At 39.0% G+C, this 16,692-nt stretch carries 17 protein-coding genes; 13 read left to right on the top strand and 4 right to left on the bottom strand.

The features are described 5' to 3' along the window. Positions 1-362 precede the first annotated feature (362 nt). The 8 genes from B4V02_RS20900 to B4V02_RS20870 all read left to right on the top strand — a co-directional run bounded on the left by B4V02_RS20900 (position 363) and on the right by B4V02_RS20870 (position 5,797). Positions 363-980, top strand: a complete 618-nt coding sequence (locus B4V02_RS20900) for a DUF4355 domain-containing protein (protein ID WP_094156254.1) — start codon at positions 363-365, stop codon at positions 978-980. Between the two features lie 27 nt (positions 981-1,007). Continuing rightward, entirely contained in the window at positions 1,008-1,838 is an 831-nt protein-coding gene (locus B4V02_RS20895; protein ID WP_094156253.1) for a phage major capsid protein, read from the top strand. Positions 1,839-1,935: 97 nt separating this feature from the next. Beyond that, a complete protein-coding gene (locus B4V02_RS20890; RefSeq protein WP_094156252.1) occupies positions 1,936-2,154 on the top strand; it encodes a hypothetical protein in 219 nt (72 codons plus the stop codon). Next, positions 2,147-2,458 (top strand): phage head-tail connector protein, encoded by a 312-nt coding sequence (locus tag B4V02_RS20885; RefSeq protein ID WP_094156251.1) that lies wholly within the window; start codon positions 2,147-2,149, stop codon positions 2,456-2,458. The genes B4V02_RS20890 and B4V02_RS20885 overlap by 8 nt, the downstream gene beginning before the upstream one ends. Next, a complete protein-coding gene (locus tag B4V02_RS20880) occupies positions 2,458-2,748 on the top strand; it encodes a hypothetical protein (RefSeq protein ID WP_094156250.1) in 291 nt (96 codons plus the stop codon). The genes B4V02_RS20885 and B4V02_RS20880 overlap by 1 nt, the downstream gene beginning before the upstream one ends. A gap of 17 nt (positions 2,749-2,765) precedes the next feature. Continuing rightward, positions 2,766-3,896, top strand: coding sequence for a hypothetical protein (locus B4V02_RS20875; RefSeq protein ID WP_244188375.1), 1,131 nt, complete (start codon positions 2,766-2,768; stop codon positions 3,894-3,896). A 62-nt stretch (positions 3,897-3,958) separates the two neighbouring features. Continuing rightward, positions 3,959-4,090: an SHOCT domain-containing protein gene (locus B4V02_RS27125; protein WP_341071083.1), complete on the top strand. Its 132-nt coding sequence runs from the start codon at positions 3,959-3,961 to the stop codon at positions 4,088-4,090. An 84-nt stretch (positions 4,091-4,174) separates the two neighbouring features. Then, entirely contained in the window at positions 4,175-5,797 is a 1,623-nt protein-coding gene (locus B4V02_RS20870) for a recombinase family protein (protein WP_094156248.1), read from the top strand. 29 nt (positions 5,798-5,826) lie between these two features. On the opposite strand, the gene B4V02_RS26180 is transcribed toward B4V02_RS20870, so the two are convergent. The 4 genes from B4V02_RS26180 to B4V02_RS20850 form a co-directional block, all read right to left on the bottom strand. Further along, positions 5,827-6,114 carry a hypothetical protein gene (locus B4V02_RS26180; RefSeq protein WP_094156247.1) on the bottom strand — a complete coding sequence of 96 codons (288 nt, stop codon included), beginning with the start codon at positions 6,112-6,114 and terminating at the stop codon, positions 5,827-5,829. A gap of 434 nt (positions 6,115-6,548) precedes the next feature. Further along, complete coding sequence (locus tag B4V02_RS20860) at positions 6,549-7,178, bottom strand: hypothetical protein (protein WP_094156246.1); 630 nt, start codon at positions 7,176-7,178, stop codon at positions 6,549-6,551. Then, positions 7,179-10,196, bottom strand: coding sequence for a contractile injection system protein, VgrG/Pvc8 family (locus tag B4V02_RS20855; RefSeq protein WP_244188374.1), 3,018 nt, complete (start codon positions 10,194-10,196; stop codon positions 7,179-7,181). A gap of 1,124 nt (positions 10,197-11,320) precedes the next feature. Next, complete coding sequence (locus B4V02_RS20850) at positions 11,321-12,106, bottom strand: hypothetical protein (RefSeq protein WP_094156245.1); 786 nt, start codon at positions 12,104-12,106, stop codon at positions 11,321-11,323. Positions 12,107-12,471: 365 nt separating this feature from the next. On the opposite strand from B4V02_RS20850, the gene B4V02_RS25975 reads away from it, so the two are divergent. From B4V02_RS25975 to B4V02_RS26780, 5 genes are all read left to right on the top strand, one after another. Continuing rightward, entirely contained in the window at positions 12,472-12,633 is a 162-nt protein-coding gene (locus B4V02_RS25975) for a hypothetical protein (protein WP_167383771.1), read from the top strand. Between the two features lie 145 nt (positions 12,634-12,778). After that, positions 12,779-13,651, top strand: a complete 873-nt coding sequence (locus B4V02_RS20845; RefSeq protein WP_094156244.1) for an AraC family transcriptional regulator — start codon at positions 12,779-12,781, stop codon at positions 13,649-13,651. A gap of 4 nt (positions 13,652-13,655) precedes the next feature. Next, complete coding sequence (locus B4V02_RS20840; RefSeq protein WP_244188373.1) at positions 13,656-13,964, top strand: hypothetical protein; 309 nt, start codon at positions 13,656-13,658, stop codon at positions 13,962-13,964. Between the two features lie 381 nt (positions 13,965-14,345). Continuing rightward, complete coding sequence (locus tag B4V02_RS20830; protein ID WP_094156243.1) at positions 14,346-15,464, top strand: serine hydrolase; 1,119 nt, start codon at positions 14,346-14,348, stop codon at positions 15,462-15,464. A 412-nt stretch (positions 15,465-15,876) separates the two neighbouring features. Continuing rightward, positions 15,877-16,185 (top strand): M23 family metallopeptidase, encoded by a 309-nt coding sequence (locus tag B4V02_RS26780; protein ID WP_244188372.1) that lies wholly within the window; start codon positions 15,877-15,879, stop codon positions 16,183-16,185. Positions 16,186-16,692: the final 507 nt, after the last annotated feature.

Genomic DNA, 16,692 nt, shown 5'->3' with positions numbered 1-16,692 from the left:
AACAACCGTAAATGGTGAGGGAGTATGTTTGTACCTATTTCTCATTTTTGCGGCTTCTAATGCGTAACATCATTGTATCGGATATGACGTTAAACGAATTCAACATACATATGCGTGTTCGAAAGCTCGAACCTATACAGACTTACGGTGTTACGCTTTAGGCTATCCAAAATCCGCATAAACAAAGGTTGAAAAACAGGCAAAAGTGGGGAGTTGGTATGTTTGTACCTTTTCCTCGTTTTTGTGATTCCTAAAGCGTAACATCCCTGTCCTGAGCATGACATTAAACGGCTTAATTCAATACATACATAAGCGTGTTCGGTTCTGCGTAGTCGAATGGGCAATAAAGGAGATTAACGAAAATGAAATTGGAACAAGTGAAGCAGTTGATTGAAGAAAACCAAACGAATGAGGAATGGCAGACGTATCTTCAGGGTTTGAATCCGTATAGCGTAGAAGGGATAGAGCAATACATTCAATCCAATCAGCAAGCAAAAAGTTGGTTCGATAGCACCGTGGACAAACGATTCGCTAAATCGTTGGAAACGTGGAAAGCTAATCATCTGGAAAGTGCAGTGGATGCTGAGATCAAGAAGCGATTCCCGGCTAAGGATGAGAAAGAAATCGAAGTTGAGAAGCTACGTGCCGAAGTCGAAAATATGAAGCTGGAGAAGCAGCGTGAACGATTAACTAGCCAAGCGGTAAAAATAGCATCCGAGAAGAAACTTCCACTTCCGTTAGTGGATTTTTTTGTTGGTGCAGATGAAGAAGCGACGACAGCGAATTTGGTTATGTTGGAACAATCGCTACAGCAGGCTATACAACATCAAGTTGAGCAACGGCTCAAAGGGGATGGATATACCCCTCCGGCTGGTTCAACGAGTAGCACATTTACATTGGATTCGATTAAAGGAATGTCCCCCAACGAGATTAATCAGCATTGGGATCAAGTCAAGCAAGCATTACAAAACAAACAATAATAAACGAAAAGGACAGGGTGATTAAATATGACAGTACAGCATTTTATTCCTACGATTTGGAGCGCACGTTTAAATGAAAGCCTGAAGAAGAATCTGGTGTATGGAAATGTGGTCAACACCGATTATGAAGGTGAGATTCAAGGCCAAGGCTCCACCGTGAAAATCAATTCCGTTGGGGCAGTAACGATTGGCAATTATGATAAAGCGGCAGGAATCGGTAATCCACAGGAACTGAATGCTACGCAAAAGACGCTGGTGATTGATCAAGCTAAATATTTCAATTTTCAGGTGGATGATGTCGATGCTGCACAAGCGAATGTGAATCTACTGGATGGTGGAATCGTGGAAGCTTCGTATGGACTCGCCAATGTAGTCGATCAGTATCTTGCTGGATTTTACACAGAGGTAAAAGCTGAGAATACGATGGGTAACGATGCAACGCCGATAATTCCTACAAAAGATATAGCCTATGATTTGCTGATTGATTTGGGTGTATTACTGGACGAAAATAATGTACCGGAAAGCGAACGATTTGTAGTAGTTCCTGCATGGTACTATGGCTTGCTTTTGAAGGATGCTCGTTTCACCAAAGATCCAAATATCATCCGCACAGGCTATGTGGGAGATATTGATGGCATGACGGTTTATAAATCAAACAATGTGCCGAATACCGCAGGAGCCAAGTATAAAATTATTGCGGGTCATAAGAGTGCCAGTTCGTTTGCCGGGCAAGTGGATTCGGTGGAAGCATTCAGACCAGAGAAACAATTTTCAGATGCAGTGAAAGGTTTACAGGTGTTTGGAGCCAAATGTATCAAGCCTGAAGCTCTCGCCGTGCTTACAGTGAATAAGTCTTAATTGAAAGTGGATGATATGAAAACACATTATAATAGAAGAAACACGTTCGGGGTGTCCGTTTTGGATGCCCTTATTTTCATTTTTGGAGGGTGATAAGATGTGGTTTTTGAATCAGGAAACAGGCTGCACATGGGAAGTCACAGATCAGGAGTTAGTGTTGAGGTTACAGGCCAGTGGGCATTATGAGCAAGTAGAGGAACCGCAACCAGATGAGACTAAGCAAGAAGCAGCTCTAACGAAAGCTCAAACTGTCAAGAATATGAAGCGTACCGAGAAGACACAGGTAAAGGAAGAACAGGAGCCAGTACATGAGTGAACCAATGAATTTGCTGAAACGATTATTAAACTTGGAACCAACAGACATATCTAAGGATGATATCCTGATCCACTATTTGAATAAAGCGAGGAGTAATATTTATGGATATTGCAATGTGGTAACACTGCCAATGGAATACGATCATGTTATGGTCGATTATGCCGTATATCTCTATAAAAATAGGGATTCGGTTGGACTTATAAATAAGCAGGAAGGTGAACGCTCAGCCACCTATGAAACAGGAATTCCGACAAGTATCCGGCTTGCTCTTCCTCTACCTAAAATCAAGGTCGGAACAGATTAATGTTCTATGATACGAAGCTGGAAATTTTAGATGCTGAATTCATACCTATTCGGTCAATGATGGCAGATGTACAACCCTATCGTAAAAGCTTTTCATTTGAAGATGGTTATATACTGGAGACGACATATCGAGCTTTCTGTCCACTAGTGGAATCCTTATTGCAGTCGAATCGCTATGTCCGAATTGGTAAGGATGTCTTTACTATTTTAGATATAAGGGAATGGAGTGATTACGTGGAGTTGTACCTGTATCGCTGCAAGCCGGATTTTGCATTGGAGGTGGAGGAGTGACAAGGAGCCTAGAGTCGATGCTGGATTTCTTTCTACGAGAGAAGGGAGAGCTTGTGCAAATTAATAGTGTAAAGCAGCTTGTTCTAATTCAGGATGCGACAAATACCATTCAAATGACTGATGAAAAAATTATTCGTGTAGCAACACCATTACATACAGGTGATATTGTGGACTATCGTTATGAACGTTATTTAATTACCAGTCAGGTGGATCAAAATGAAAAGTTATGTCGAGGCAGGATGAAAAAATGTAATCAACGGCTAGCTTTAAACTGGAGTGGACAGGTGAAATGGTTTGATGCTGTGGTGGAGGCCAGAACGTTTTCAACGGAAACAGGTAAGGTTATCTCCATGCCAGAGGGTAACATTCTGGTTAGTCTACAGGACAATACAGATACGAAGGGTATTACATTAAGTCAACGATTTTATATGACTCATCAGCCGTTTAAAATAGTTGGAATTGACCGTACGATGAATGGCATTATCCTGTTAAGCTGCACATTAGATAGTATAAATACAGCTTATGATGACGTGGAAAATAACATTGCAGACCGATGGAAGTATGAGACTGCTCACACATACGCATTACATATCAATCAGGGAACAATAGCCCATGTGCTGCTCAACGAAACAATACAGTTAAATGTGAGCGCTACGGATAATGGAAATGAGATAGCCAATCCAGCCATAACTTTCATTTCAAGCGATCCGAACGTGGTCAGTGTAGATCATCAAGGTCAGGTTATGGGTATCGCTTTGGGACAAGCAAGTATTACTGCGAAACTAACGTATCACCCAACAGTACTAAGTACCATTGAAATGAGAGTTGTCGAAACAGGAACACATTTCTATGCGATAGCCATTACCGGCAATCCCATGCTCAAAACAGGCCAAAGTGCCTCATACGTCAGCCATATCTATGATCATGGAGTGGAAGTGTTTGACCAGTCGGTAGAGTGGAGCCTACAGAATCAAGATGATTCAACTCCGATCATGGGAAGCATAACAGCTAGCATAGGAAATAGTGTAACCGTAAAAGCAGGAAGCAGTAGTGGAGCGAACAATAAAGCCCTTGTACTGACTGCCACATTAATAAGCGATCCTAGCATTACTATAGAAAAGACCATTATCCTTAAGAATTTATTCTAAGCTTTATATCTATCGGCTTGCCTTTGTGGTGAGCCATTTTTATTTCAAAGGAGCACATACATATGCAACGAAAATCTATTGATTATTTACTGAGTCTAAGCCTATTGAAGCAATTGAGATCACAACATGTCATTACAGAAGAAGAGTTTATCGCGATTGATGAGCTTAATAAAAAGTCTTTCAAGTGCCTATAACATGGACAGAAATGGACTTGATGATGTACCGCACGCATTATACCATGTGACCGTATAAAGAAGATATCGAAGGGAGAAACACCTATGGCACAAGCCGCAACCGCAAAAAAAGTCGTGATCGTTCCCATTAAAACGATGGACATCGTAGAGGGAATCCAACCGATTCTAAAGAAGAAAGTCGCTGCCTATTGCCGGGTCAGTACCGATTCTGAGGAGCAAAAGGAGAGCTATACCAATCAGGTAAACTACTATACACAATATATTCAAAACAACTTGGAATGGGAAATGGCTGATATTTATGCCGATGAAGGGATCACCGGAACCAGCACTAAAAATAGAACGCACTTTAATCGGATGATACAGGATGCTCGAAACGGTAAACTGGATCTGATTCTGGTTAAGTCGATTTCGAGATTTGCTAGGAATACACTGGATTTATTGAAATATGTACGGGAACTTAAAAGTCTTGGAGTGGCTGTATTCTTTGAACGAGAAAATATTAATACACTGGATACCACAGGTGAGGTATTGCTAACCATCCTGAGTTCCCTTGCCCAAGATGAGAGTCGAAATATTTCTGAAAACAGTCGATGGGGCATACTACGCGGCTTCCAAAACGGCAAAGTCTTCTGTAACACGAACCGCTTCCTCGGCTATGATAAGGATGAACATGGTGAACTGGTCATTAATGAGAAGGAAGCCGAGATTGTGCGGCGTATATACGAGGAGTATTTGGATGGCAAAAGCTATCAGGCGATTGCTAGAGGATTGATGCGAGACCACATCAAAACGGCTGCGGGAGGCAGTAGATGGTGGGATTCCTCGATTACATTAATATTGACGAATGAGAAATATTACGGAGCCTTGCTTCAGCAAAAGACGGTAACCGTTGACTTTCTAACCCATAAACGGATCAAGAATAAGGGACAAGAGCAGCAATATTTTATAGAGGATAACCACGAACCGATTGTATCCAAGGAAATATTTGAAGCGGTGCAAAAGGAGAAGAAACGGAGAGCCAAGCTGAAAGGGAGTGTGATGGGGGAGAGCAAAAGATACTCCAATAAATACGCACTGAGCAGTAAAGTATATTGTGGATGCTGTGGAGTCATTTTTAAACGCCGAACCTGGAACAGCAATAACCCATCCAAGAAGGTCGTATGGCAATGTCGAACCAATGTCAATGAAGGTAAAGCAGCATGTGCTGCTAAAGCAGTCGATGAACAAGTTGTACATTCCGCGTTTGTACGATTGTTCAACCGGATGTATGAGAACAAGGAAAGATTCATGAAGACGCTGAAAGCCAATATTGTATCGGTACTTTCCAGCAAACCAGGGCAAGAACAGCTATTGGACATTGAAGGACAGATGCAACAATTGAAATCCGACTTGAAGGAATTAGTGAATCTCAAGCTGCGAAATCAGATGGATGAGACGGTTTACGATGAAGAGACGAACAGACTTTCCAGTGAACTCAACGAGCTACGGCAACAGATGCTGAAATTAGAGGAGGAAGAGGATCAGAAGGAAAAAATCAAGGAACGAATCGATGAAATTATTCAACTTTTAAGCTCGCGACAAGATATACTGAAACAATTTGATGATAACCTATTTAATGCGTTGGTGGAGAAGATCACGATTCTCTCACCAGCGCATTTTGTTTTTACCTTGAAAAGTGGAATGAGCATAGATGAAATATTGGACTAAAAAAATCATAGGCTGAAACGATCAATGAGCTAACGAATATTTGTGGAGTGTATGACGGGAAGAATCAATCGAATCCCGTCTTTTACTCCTTCCATGTAGATGGATTGTTTATCCTGGCTTAGCTGATAGCCTATAGCTTCTTCCCATTCAGATAGCAGGTGTTGAGCATCCTCGTTTTGGTTGGTTTTGAACTGATTCATTTGAGTGAATAGATTTTTGTCCTCTGATGAACATGAAGCCTGTTGTTCATTAGCGAGTTCTAATTGATAAAATCGATGGCGTAATGCTTCGAGAAACCAATCTGGCCAATTTGACATAGCGTATTTTCCCTCCCGTTGTTTGAGTGTGTGTATGTTAACTCTGATGGGGAGGGATGGCAAGTCATTGTTTTTATAGTGTGGAGGGTAGTTGAATTATCTTTAAAAATACATTTTTCATTAAGAAAATTTTGGTTTTGTATATAAATTTAAATATTGAAAAAATAAGTGATAAGTATAACGAAAAACAAGTCAATTATGGTAGTATCTGATCATAATCACCCTGTTCAATGTAACTGAAAAGCGTTATTTAGGTTATGAAATTAAAGCATTTGATGTGCGTACAATCAAAATGTCGAAATCTTTATACGGATATTACATGGGTTAGATGTGTTCATGGATGATGATGGGTTCATTCGGCACTGGGTAGCCCCACAATAATGATTGGCACGAATACAGGAAGCGAGACCTAATTATCATTAGAATCAGTACTTTCAACTAAAATATTCATTTACTACTTCAGTTAATCGGTCGTTTCCTAACTCAATGTTCGTCAAATAATAAAGGAAATAATCTTCTACTTCACTTTGTTTGAAAAGGCTCAGATATCGAAATGCAAGTAGTGTAGTATTATCTTCTCCATTACTTTCTTCCAATTTTGATTTTACATATTGAATTACTAGATTAATAAATCTAATATCTTTTGTCTTAATGAGAACATTAAGAATGAACGTAATCTCATCCTCATTCTCTATTTCAAAAATCTCACGCACCTCATTTTCTTCTAATTCTTCTTGGAATAGCTGTTCCTTAATTAAATTAAATATTTTTAGAGCCTCTAATTCATCATTATAATAATCCTCCCAAAAACTTAGATACGCAAATTGCTTTGGTAATAACGCTGAACTATTATTGGGCTTGTTCCACAATATCCAATCAGAGTTGACTTTATCGGATACAATTTCAAATAAAGAGGTTGGATAAGGTACAACTTGATTGGCATCATTTTGTACTCTGTAAAATTCCTCGCCATTTTTGCTGGTTTCCAAAGAATAAACTATATACTTTTTATTCATTGATAGATTCTCTTTTTTCTCTAAACCCTCTTTAAGACTTACTCTCATTTATCTTACTCCTTTAATATTAAAATCGATATCCAATTCAATTATCCAGAATAGGTCATTTTCATTTGTTCTGAGCTTTTTAGGTTTGGATACCTTCTGTTTTATATCAAATGGACTAATTTCTCCAGTTTTTTGATTTTGATAGAAATGGACTTCTCCCTTTCCGTACGGCGTTTCATATTGTTGCTTTGATGTCATTTTAGCCCAATCTTCTATTTTGCTACCATCACTTGTTAGTATACTTCGAGCCTTTTCATCCCATAAATCCTCTCCTTTAATGATAACATCGGAGTTAGACAAAACATCTTCTTTAAGAAGTGATTGCTTATACTGTTGATGTTTATAAATGTCACTAGCTTCACCGGTCCCCTCTAACGCCTGTCGTTTCTTAATAGCATCAAGAGTAAGCTTTTCTTTTTTTACATATTCCCCAAACTTGGATGCTTCCCTTGCAGCCTTGCTCTGAGCGATATTTTGTAATACTCGCTGTTTTATTTGCTCAGATGGATCTACTTTACTTATTCCTGTCCCTTCCGTTTTAAGCGGCATACCGGGTTTGGAAGACGTAGCTTTTGTTATTCCTGTCCCCGGAGTTTTAACGGTAGACTTTGGAACTTTAATTGATTTAGAAGGTATCTTTATATTCCTGCCAAATTTAGCACCGTATAAACTTCCAACCATCTGAAATTCAGAAAATACACTACTAATAATAATCGCATTTGCCTGCCATTTTGGTATTTCTTCTCCTGTCCAATAGTTCTTTCCTTCTCTTGCTGCTTTAATCTGTTCTACGAAAATATCCACATTTTCTGGTTCGTGATGTAATTTGATTTCTCCATTTTTGATCGCTTCGTTATAGGCAAGAGAAGCTTGGGCTGCTTTCTGATCGGTAACTCCATTTTTACTGAGCACCCACATAGTACCCATAAATTTTTTATCATACTCATCAAAATTATAGGATACTTTTGCTTTTTCAGCTGCCATGTAGCTATCGTGCTTGGCCTTCCAACGTTGTCTCAGATCTACAGGAATCTGCTGATACGCATGTACCATAGCATTTGACTCTTTCAGCAGGTTTTGAACCAGTTCCAGTGGGCCACCGGAATGCGCTATATGACGCGCACTTGTATATGCTTTTCCTAAAATCCACTTGCTATAGTAGGCTTGTCTCGCTTGCTCATGCTCGTATTGACTAATCAACCCTTGCATGGCTAAACCAGCTAAGTGTTTCAACGGATGAACTCCGTTATCCTTACCACTGTCTCCAATCGTAGGCGTTCCCTTACTACGAATAGGGATGGCTGCGGTTGCTTGCAAAACTGTTGCTGCTACTTTACCTGCTGGCCCACCAACCGTATTCAGCATCACACTGGCTACGTTCCCCACTACGGGAATGGAGCCTAATAGCTTGGATATCGTCCCCATCACAGCATTAGCCTTCTGAAGCTCAGCTGGAGTCGTAATTTTTGCTTTAGGGGTAGAGGCTTGGCTACTAGATGAATCTTTGGCTGCTGATTGAGCTGCTTCATAGGCTTTGATGCTCATCAATGGCGGCTCAGGCACAGGAGGGAGGTCGGCTACGAAAACAGGAGCTTTCACTGTACCTTCCTGATATATCACTGGAGCATGGGTATCCGTCTCCCCATCCAGCACCATGCTGCTGGCTCCACCTTTTAAGTATAGTGCCGTACCAGCTTCAAGTGATAGTTCCTCACCTGCATCAAGCTTCACATGACCACCCTGAATCTGCACATTCCCTGGACTGTTAACGGTAATGCCACCATCTTCATTCAGTGTAATTGAAAATCCATCCGAGGTGGACAGGGTCAGTTCTTGCTCAGACATTTCTATGCCGCTACCTTGCACATGTTGCCATACCTTCACATTCGGCTGTCCATTCGCGTGGCGTTGTTGTCGCAGTGAATCCGTTACATAGGCATCCTGTTCGCGGTGTGTAGGCAAATATAACTCGACCTGTTCCCCGATCTCAGGCATATCGTACCAGCCACTGTGTTCTTCTGCGACATAACGGGTGGCTACTGGAAACCAGCAGGCTTTGGCAGGATCTTGCTTCGGATCGATGTCCAATTGAAGCTGTACGAAATCCTGTTGTACCTTCAGCACCGTTCCTATCAGTGAAATCCCGGTCACCTGATCGTTTTCATACCGGGCATAGCGGATATCCTGTTCAGTTTGAAGATCATAACGAGTACGCAGTAAGCCATCTGCTAACGTTGTTACTGCCCGAACGACGACCAACTCTTTGCCTTGTCCAATGGGCAACGTGATAAGGTCGCCTAGAGCGTAGTATTGCAGACTTTCAATTGTATAGGTGACATACGATCCAGCACGTTGTTCTCCCGGCTTTTCCGCATCCAGTTCATGGAACGTTTTCCGTACTCGATAAAATACATCCCGTTCCACCTTATACTGTTTGCCTTCTGGCATCCCGAAGAAGACCTTGGGCGAAGCTGCGGTCACCTCTGGTATAAGTACGGAACCAAAGCGAGAAGCGAGGCGTTTTAAAAAAGCCCAATCGGTCTCATCATATTGTAAAACAAAAGTATCCAATTTGGCATAGTTGGTTACCGTATCAATGGCATCTCCGTACTGATATTTTCGAACCAGTGCAGTGACCAGATCATCATAAGTGCGGTGAATATCTTGATAGGAACGCCTTTTACTCTTAATATCCATCTGGTACGAATGGGAAGCTGCCTTCAGTTCAAAGGTATATACTCCACGTGTGCAATTCACAGACATTTGCGTAACGATCCCGTGGAACAGCCGTCTTAGCGATTGTCCCTGATCATCCAACTGACGAATCACAATCGGCTCCTGCTCCATATCCTGTCCGATACAGGCTGCTCCCTGTTCTTCGGAGAGCATACCGCTAATATGCAAATAGGCATGATCATTGATCGCACGTGTTATTTGAAGCTGTTCAATATGATGTGGCTGAAAGGGACCATAAAAGCGAAGGCTTTCATATCCGATTCCATCTGATAGTAGGCTCAAGTGAGTTCATGTCTCCTTTCTAGGTGGGATGGCTGTTTCCTCAATTAAAACAAGTTATTTTGAATTCGGTTCTATTCAATACGGACGGGTGCATTAGCCCAAGATCGATATGTATTACAGGGTTTGTTTGGTACAAAAACATTCTTAAATCTTATACAGGTGTCCCAAGTAAGCATTCATTCAAGATACAAAAAGGTAAGAGAGGATATTTAATAAACAATCCAGCATATCTATTTATCGGTTAAAAGAGAAATTTAGTTTACAGAATGACCCATTGAAAGCGGTATTTACAATGTGTATATTTGGAAGTTGGAGATATGGGAGGAGTCTACTTGTAACTGTGAATCTCTGAAAAGGTCAGGTCATGATGCCGTTTTAATTTCAGTTGGTGGTACATAGAAATCAATAGTTCAAATGTAGCTCATGAGATCGATAGACTTAAGAGGAAAAGAGGTTTTTTCTGAAACTAAGGTTGTTGCGAGGAGAAGTGGCTTTTGATATAATAGGTAAAAAATATAATAAAAAGGAATATACCCCTTTCGCTGTCTCGGCACATGTGGAGTGCGTGGTAGTAATATATCGAGATGAGAAACAGTGATGTACGGGGGGTTAAGAGTAATTTGAATATGTTCCTGCATTCAAAAAATAGCATTAGGGTTGAGTGTGGGAACGTATATTATTTACATTCACATGGCACATGTGAAGTCCGACCAAGTGCACCGTATTTAAAAACTTGACGTGAAATGCCCTAATGACAACAGATGTGTATCTCTGTCCTGTAGATATGAAGCATTTAACGATTTGCATCCTCCCTGATAAGGAAATACCCATGAAGGAAGATATAGAGATGATCCTTCCATATCACCGTACACCCGGAGAAGAAGGCAGATATTTAAGCTTCAAGCTTACATAGAAGAAGAAAACACTATGAAAAGCAGCGCTAAAAGGTCAGAGCATTAGTCGAACTTCCTATCGCACCTAACGATCGTTGTATAGTCAATAATATAATTTATTTTGTTTATATAGTTTCCTTTAAATAATACAAAAAAAGCCTCCCCATTATAGGAAGACTCTTGTCTTTGGATGTACAATAAATGGATAGGCTAAGCAAAGCTAAAATATCTTTAAGAATTCCTTCTCTTTTTTAAGATTATAAAAATAGGGAATAATGAAATAATGCCGAGAAATAATAAGATTATTGGAACATTACTCGAAGCCTTCGAAGGCTCATTAAAATCGAATTGACCTGTTCCCATTATAACAGCTCCATCTTTGGTAGCTGGCCCAGATCTTTCCGCCTTCATTTCTTTTATCTTTTGGTCAAATAAAGATTTTGTAATTGTTTTATTTGAGCTAGGTTCAAGACTGTTAACGTTTTTTCCATTACCACTTAGATCTACTACACGCTCTTTTTCCCCTCCTTCAATAAGTAGAGCATTGAGTCCATACCTTTCATCATCAATAAGTTTTACCTTTTCATTTTCTGAAAGAGTGGCTTCCGCTGTTAATAAGGAATTTTCAGAATTAACTCGATTACTAATACTGGATATCTTCCATGATCCAGTGTTAGAAGTTGCATAAATGGTTGCAACTTCTCGATCATTGATCTTTAACGTAAAGATATATCCTGCAAAATCTATAGCGCTACTATATACATCATCAGTAACTTTATAAAAGGCAGTACCTGAACTTAACTGTACATTTTCAAAATTTTCTTCTGCTTTAAGTTTATAATCTGTTTTTACAGCATTTAAAGAATCAACACATTTTAGTTTGAACTCACTTTCTATGCTTGCTCTGATTTGAGCATCTGGAGTTGATTCATCAGATTGAGCAAATATTAAATTATTGAAGCTAAATAAAAGTATATTAAACATCATTAAAAACGATAAGATCAGCTTTTTTTTCATTGAATAGAGCCTCCCTGAATATAATTGGATTACTTTATTAACATACTTTTGAATAAGATCGCATCTCAGACCAAGGCGAATCCTGAAGCTTACAATTTAGTAATATACTACTTGTAAATTAATTCACATATACAGCACTCAAAGTATTACGCCAATCCCAAGAACTGTTGCTTACAAACTCGTTATAGTCTCTAATTGTAGCAGAACCATCACCTGGATAACTGGATTCACGAACCCGTATTGTACGGTTGGAAGCTGACAGGTGGACACTACTGGAACAGTGATCGTAAGCAAACTCAGAAGTTGTTGCTGAGTCGGTAAAGTCAGAGGTATCATGTGCTGACTAAACCGAAAGGGTGATTGAATTGGGTAAGGTAAAAGTGAATATGGTGATTCGGTTCCTAAAGGGTATGCAAGCCGAAAAGGTAAATGTGCTGGGGACTGAGGAAGCTATGGAGGACAATGAGCTGATTCAGAAGGTAATTGAGGATATCGAGTTGTTTTACGAGGCTGAGTTGGAAGGTTAAGCTAGAATACATATAGATAATTAGCTCTGTTATATATGTTTTCGTACTAAATTTATGAATAAGAATAGCCCCTACATAATTGTGCAGGAATTGTCGGATGGATACATTCAACTACTGTTATTCTATTGATGAAGGAGGTCATATAGTGGATTTGCTTAAGAGCATGAATGAAGCAATAAAGTATATTGAAGAAAACCTGACTAACGATATTGACTTTAAAGAGGTAGCAAGGCTGGCTTGCTGCTCTGAATTTCATTTTAAAAGGATGTTTTCTTTTCTTGCAGGTGCTACGTTATCAGAATACATCCGCCGCAGACGACTCACTCTTGCAGCATTTGAGCTTAAAGATAGCAATGTAAAAGTCATTGATATCGCGATTAAATACGGGTACAATTCACCAGATTCTTTTGCGAGAGCTTTTCAAAATTTACATGGCTTAACGCCGTCTGAAGCCAGAATTAATGGCCGTTCACTTAAAGCATATCCACGAATGACCTTCCAGTTATCAATTAAAGGGGGAAGTGAAATGAACTATCGAATTGAAGAAAAAGGGGCATTTCGTATCGTTGGTATCCAAAAAAGAGTTCCTATTATTTTCAACGGGGTCAATCCAGAGATTGCCGCGATGTGGGAAAGTTTAGATGGTGAAACGATCAATAATCTTAAAAGACTTTCTAATGTCGAGCCTATGGGAATGCTTAGTGCATCCACGAACTTTTCTGAAGGTAGAATGAAGGAAAAAGGGGAGCTTGACCACTATATTGGCGTTGCAACAACAAAGGAGTGTCCGGATAGCCTAACACAGCTTGAAGTTGCTGCCTCAACATGGGCAGTATTCGAAGCAATCGGATCATTTCCTGATGCGCTACAAGATGTGTGGGGACGTATTTATTCCGAATGGTTCCCATCCTCAAACTATGAACAAATAGAAGGCCCGGAAATCTTGTGGAATGAGAATAAAGATATAACCTCACCGAATTTCAAAAGTGAAATATGGATACCCATTTTGAAAAAGTAACATAATGCGTGTGATTATTAAGTATCCGTTGAGCTGTTTCGGCAGCTCTTTTTTCGTAGAAATAAATGCTTCTTTAGAAAAGGATTCGGATCAAGTTAAACAAATCATATACCGCTATGCCTCTGCGTTTGCGAAAAGGAAGTTTTTGGAGCATGAAATAACCGATGTCCAGTTTATGACCTCAATATCGAATGCGATTCCATATTCAAAGCGAGATGATCTTCATTTTAAAGTGAAAGAAGATAATGGCGTATATGGTTGGAAAGGAGTTGTGAAGGATGTTGTTGAACTACGTGACATTTTCATTAATTAATGATTGTTATGGAATTATTGTTGTTTAGGGATCGAGAATATAAAAAGTTATACCATTTTATAAAGACCAGTTTCCGGAAAATATCAATTACAATTCGAAGAAAAACAAGAAGATTAGGATATGCAAGCTTTCAACACAAACAAATTCTGGTTTTCTATGATGGTTGGTGTCCTGTCTGTACAAATATAAAGGACAATTTGTACAAGCTGGATTATTTTAAAATGCTAAGGTTTGCGGTTCCTTTTATAATTATTTTCAAAAAGATGGGTATAGGCGGTTATTTGTATGATTATATAGCTTCTAAAAGAAAAGTGGTTCCCGTGGGGAACTGTGACGACTTATGTGAACTTCATCCGAAGCGTGTCCATTAAGGAGCAAAGTATGAAAATAATTTTATTGATAGTAGCTATGATTTTAATATTTGCGTTCATATGTATCCTGTTTTTGTTCATTGCGAAGGGGCAAAATAATAGGAAAACAGAAATGGATGTTCTAAGCTTTTTGAAAGAAAATCCGAGTAAAGCATCTTTGTATATGATCAAAAATGGTATGGAGAAAATCAGCTATAACTCAGAAGTTAAAATGCCGCTTGCCAGCACGGCCAAAGTGATCATTGCTATCGAATTTGCTCGCCAAGTAGCGGCGAAAATATTAGATGAGCAGGAACTTGTCCCTTTAGCGGAATTAAATAAATTTTATATCCCTGGTTCGGATGGTAACGCTCATAATAACTGGATCAGTTCCATTCGCTCCAACCATAAAGAAGTTCGAGGAAAAATCACGTTATTGGATATTGCTCACGGAATGTTAGCATATAGTTCCAATGCCAATACAGAATTTCTGATGGCGAAAATGGGTTTGGATAAGATCAATGAGAATATTATGAAACTCTCGCTTTCCTCCCATGATAAAATCTTTCCTTTTTCATCTGCGGGATTCATGTCTCCTTATATCCAAGAGACCGAAAACATAGGATTTACAGAGACGATACAAAGAATAAGTGAGATGAGCTATGAGGAATACATGAAGAAATCTATTGAAATTCATCAGATTTTAAATCGTGATCAGAGGATAGAATGTATTCAGAAATGGAACACCAGGAAAAATTATGCACGAAAGCTTCAAGTGCTGGAATCGTGCAAGCTTCCTCGTTCAACGACTAAAGAATATGCTTATCTCATGAAGCTCATACACAAGGAGGAGCTGGTTCCTCCTACAGCAAATTCATATCTGAAACAGCTAATTCAGCGGCAAGTAGATGATTCCAAGCTAATAGAGTTTGGAAACAAAGGAGGATCTACCATTTCTGTTCTAACCGAGGCTTTATATTGTACGGATCTGGAAGGAAACGATATTCAATTAGCTCTGTTTATTCAAGATGATTCTGGGATGGATCATATCTGGCTTAAACAGAAGTTAGATTTGTTTTTTTATAAAATATTAACGGATATTGAATTTCAAGAAGAGGTAAGTCGCAAATTATCAGATAATAAGGAATGAATTTGAATGTTCTATTATATCGTAAAAATGCTGCTGATTCCGATTATGCTCTATTGGATAATGGCTTGCTTCCCATTTAGAAATCGTTCCTTGTGGGTCATACACACTTTGTTTACAAGTGGATATACGTTCATGATTTTATTCATAAATGATTGGACAGAAATCAGCTATTATTTACGTCTTGTTTAGATCGTCTTGTTTGGATGCGCTTTATTTCGCAAAATGACCTCTTTACACTCTTTTGAATCTAAAGGTACAAATAAAAAAACAAAAATATTCACGATCCTTTACGGCTTAATAGCGATTTATCAGGTTTCTATATGTATTTTATTTAGCATGTCATACATTATATCCACTCCTAAACACGAAGAGGCAGTCGATTATCGAAGTTGTGGATGGAGTAGATGATAATGTGCCAAATACCCTGGGTGGTAGTGCTACAAATATGATTATCATCAAGTATAAAGAATATAATGTTTTGTTGTTACACTTGAAAAAAAATAGTCTGCTAGTTAAGAAAAATGATTTTGTCAAGATTGGACAAGAAATAGCGAAAGTAGGGAACTCAGGTTACAGCAGTGAGCCGCATCTTCATGTACATGCTATAAAACATGATAATAAGAGAGATTATTTCAAAGGAACTTCGGTTCCTATTACTTTTAATGGTAATTACTTAAAGAGAAATGATTTACTATTTAATCAAACACTTATTTTTCGATAAAAATGAATATCCACTTAGAAAGTCGGTTTGAGAATTTGTTTACCAGGTTTTCAGTATCGGGAGGACACAGCACGATTGTCGAGGATTGGATTAATAACACCAAATTGGACAATAATTATGAGGTATATCTTTTCCTTTTATTTTGATTATCTATTAAATTAAGCGAGAGGGAGTATATCCCTTCCATCGTTTCTGCTCAAAGGTAAAATCCCAGGTGGAAGCGTTCGTAAAGCAGCAGTGCTTTAGTTTTCAGAACGAGATGATCTATGGTCAGAGTGGGAGCGACAATATAATAATTTGCAGGATGAAGACAGGATCAATACGGCCTTGTCTTTTTTTATAGCTCATGAGGAGGAAATGCTTAAGGGTACGTAAATCCTGTGGAACGAATATTTGGATTATTATTATTTGATGTGCAAGAAGCAAGCCATGGGTGAAAAGAGCTTCTATAAAGAATTACAAAACGATCCCCGTTCAACAGACGAATACATATTTCAAAATCTCATG

The sequence above is a fragment of the Paenibacillus kribbensis genome, assembly GCF_002240415.1.
Classification (GTDB): domain Bacteria; phylum Bacillota; class Bacilli; order Paenibacillales; family Paenibacillaceae; genus Paenibacillus; species Paenibacillus kribbensis.
Note: the sequence above shows the minus strand (reverse complement) of the source record. Positions and strands in the feature narration are given on the sequence as shown.

Bases quoted from the DNA above. Each gene is read 5' to 3' on its own strand.
- B4V02_RS20895 (WP_094156253.1), top strand. From the start codon at position 1,008: ATGACAGTACAGCATTTTATTCCTACGATTTGGAGCGCACGTTTAAAT.
- B4V02_RS20840 (WP_244188373.1), top strand. From the start codon at position 13,656: ATGCGTGTGATTATTAAGTATCCGTTGAGCTGTTTCGGCAGCTCTTTT.
- B4V02_RS20830 (WP_094156243.1), top strand. From the start codon at position 14,346: ATGAAAATAATTTTATTGATAGTAGCTATGATTTTAATATTTGCGTTC.
- B4V02_RS20850 (WP_094156245.1), bottom strand. From the start codon at position 12,106: ATGAAAAAAAAGCTGATCTTATCGTTTTTAATGATGTTTAATATACTT.
- B4V02_RS20875 (WP_244188375.1), top strand. From the start codon at position 2,766: ATGCTGGATTTCTTTCTACGAGAGAAGGGAGAGCTTGTGCAAATTAAT.
- B4V02_RS27125 (WP_341071083.1), top strand. From the start codon at position 3,959: ATGCAACGAAAATCTATTGATTATTTACTGAGTCTAAGCCTATTGAAG.
- B4V02_RS20860 (WP_094156246.1), bottom strand. From the start codon at position 7,178: ATGAGAGTAAGTCTTAAAGAGGGTTTAGAGAAAAAAGAGAATCTATCA.
- B4V02_RS20880 (WP_094156250.1), top strand. From the start codon at position 2,458: ATGTTCTATGATACGAAGCTGGAAATTTTAGATGCTGAATTCATACCT.
- B4V02_RS26180 (WP_094156247.1), bottom strand. From the start codon at position 6,114: ATGTCAAATTGGCCAGATTGGTTTCTCGAAGCATTACGCCATCGATTT.
- B4V02_RS20870 (WP_094156248.1), top strand. From the start codon at position 4,175: ATGGCACAAGCCGCAACCGCAAAAAAAGTCGTGATCGTTCCCATTAAA.
- B4V02_RS20900 (WP_094156254.1), top strand. From the start codon at position 363: ATGAAATTGGAACAAGTGAAGCAGTTGATTGAAGAAAACCAAACGAAT.
- B4V02_RS20890 (WP_094156252.1), top strand. From the start codon at position 1,936: ATGTGGTTTTTGAATCAGGAAACAGGCTGCACATGGGAAGTCACAGAT.
- B4V02_RS20885 (WP_094156251.1), top strand. From the start codon at position 2,147: ATGAGTGAACCAATGAATTTGCTGAAACGATTATTAAACTTGGAACCA.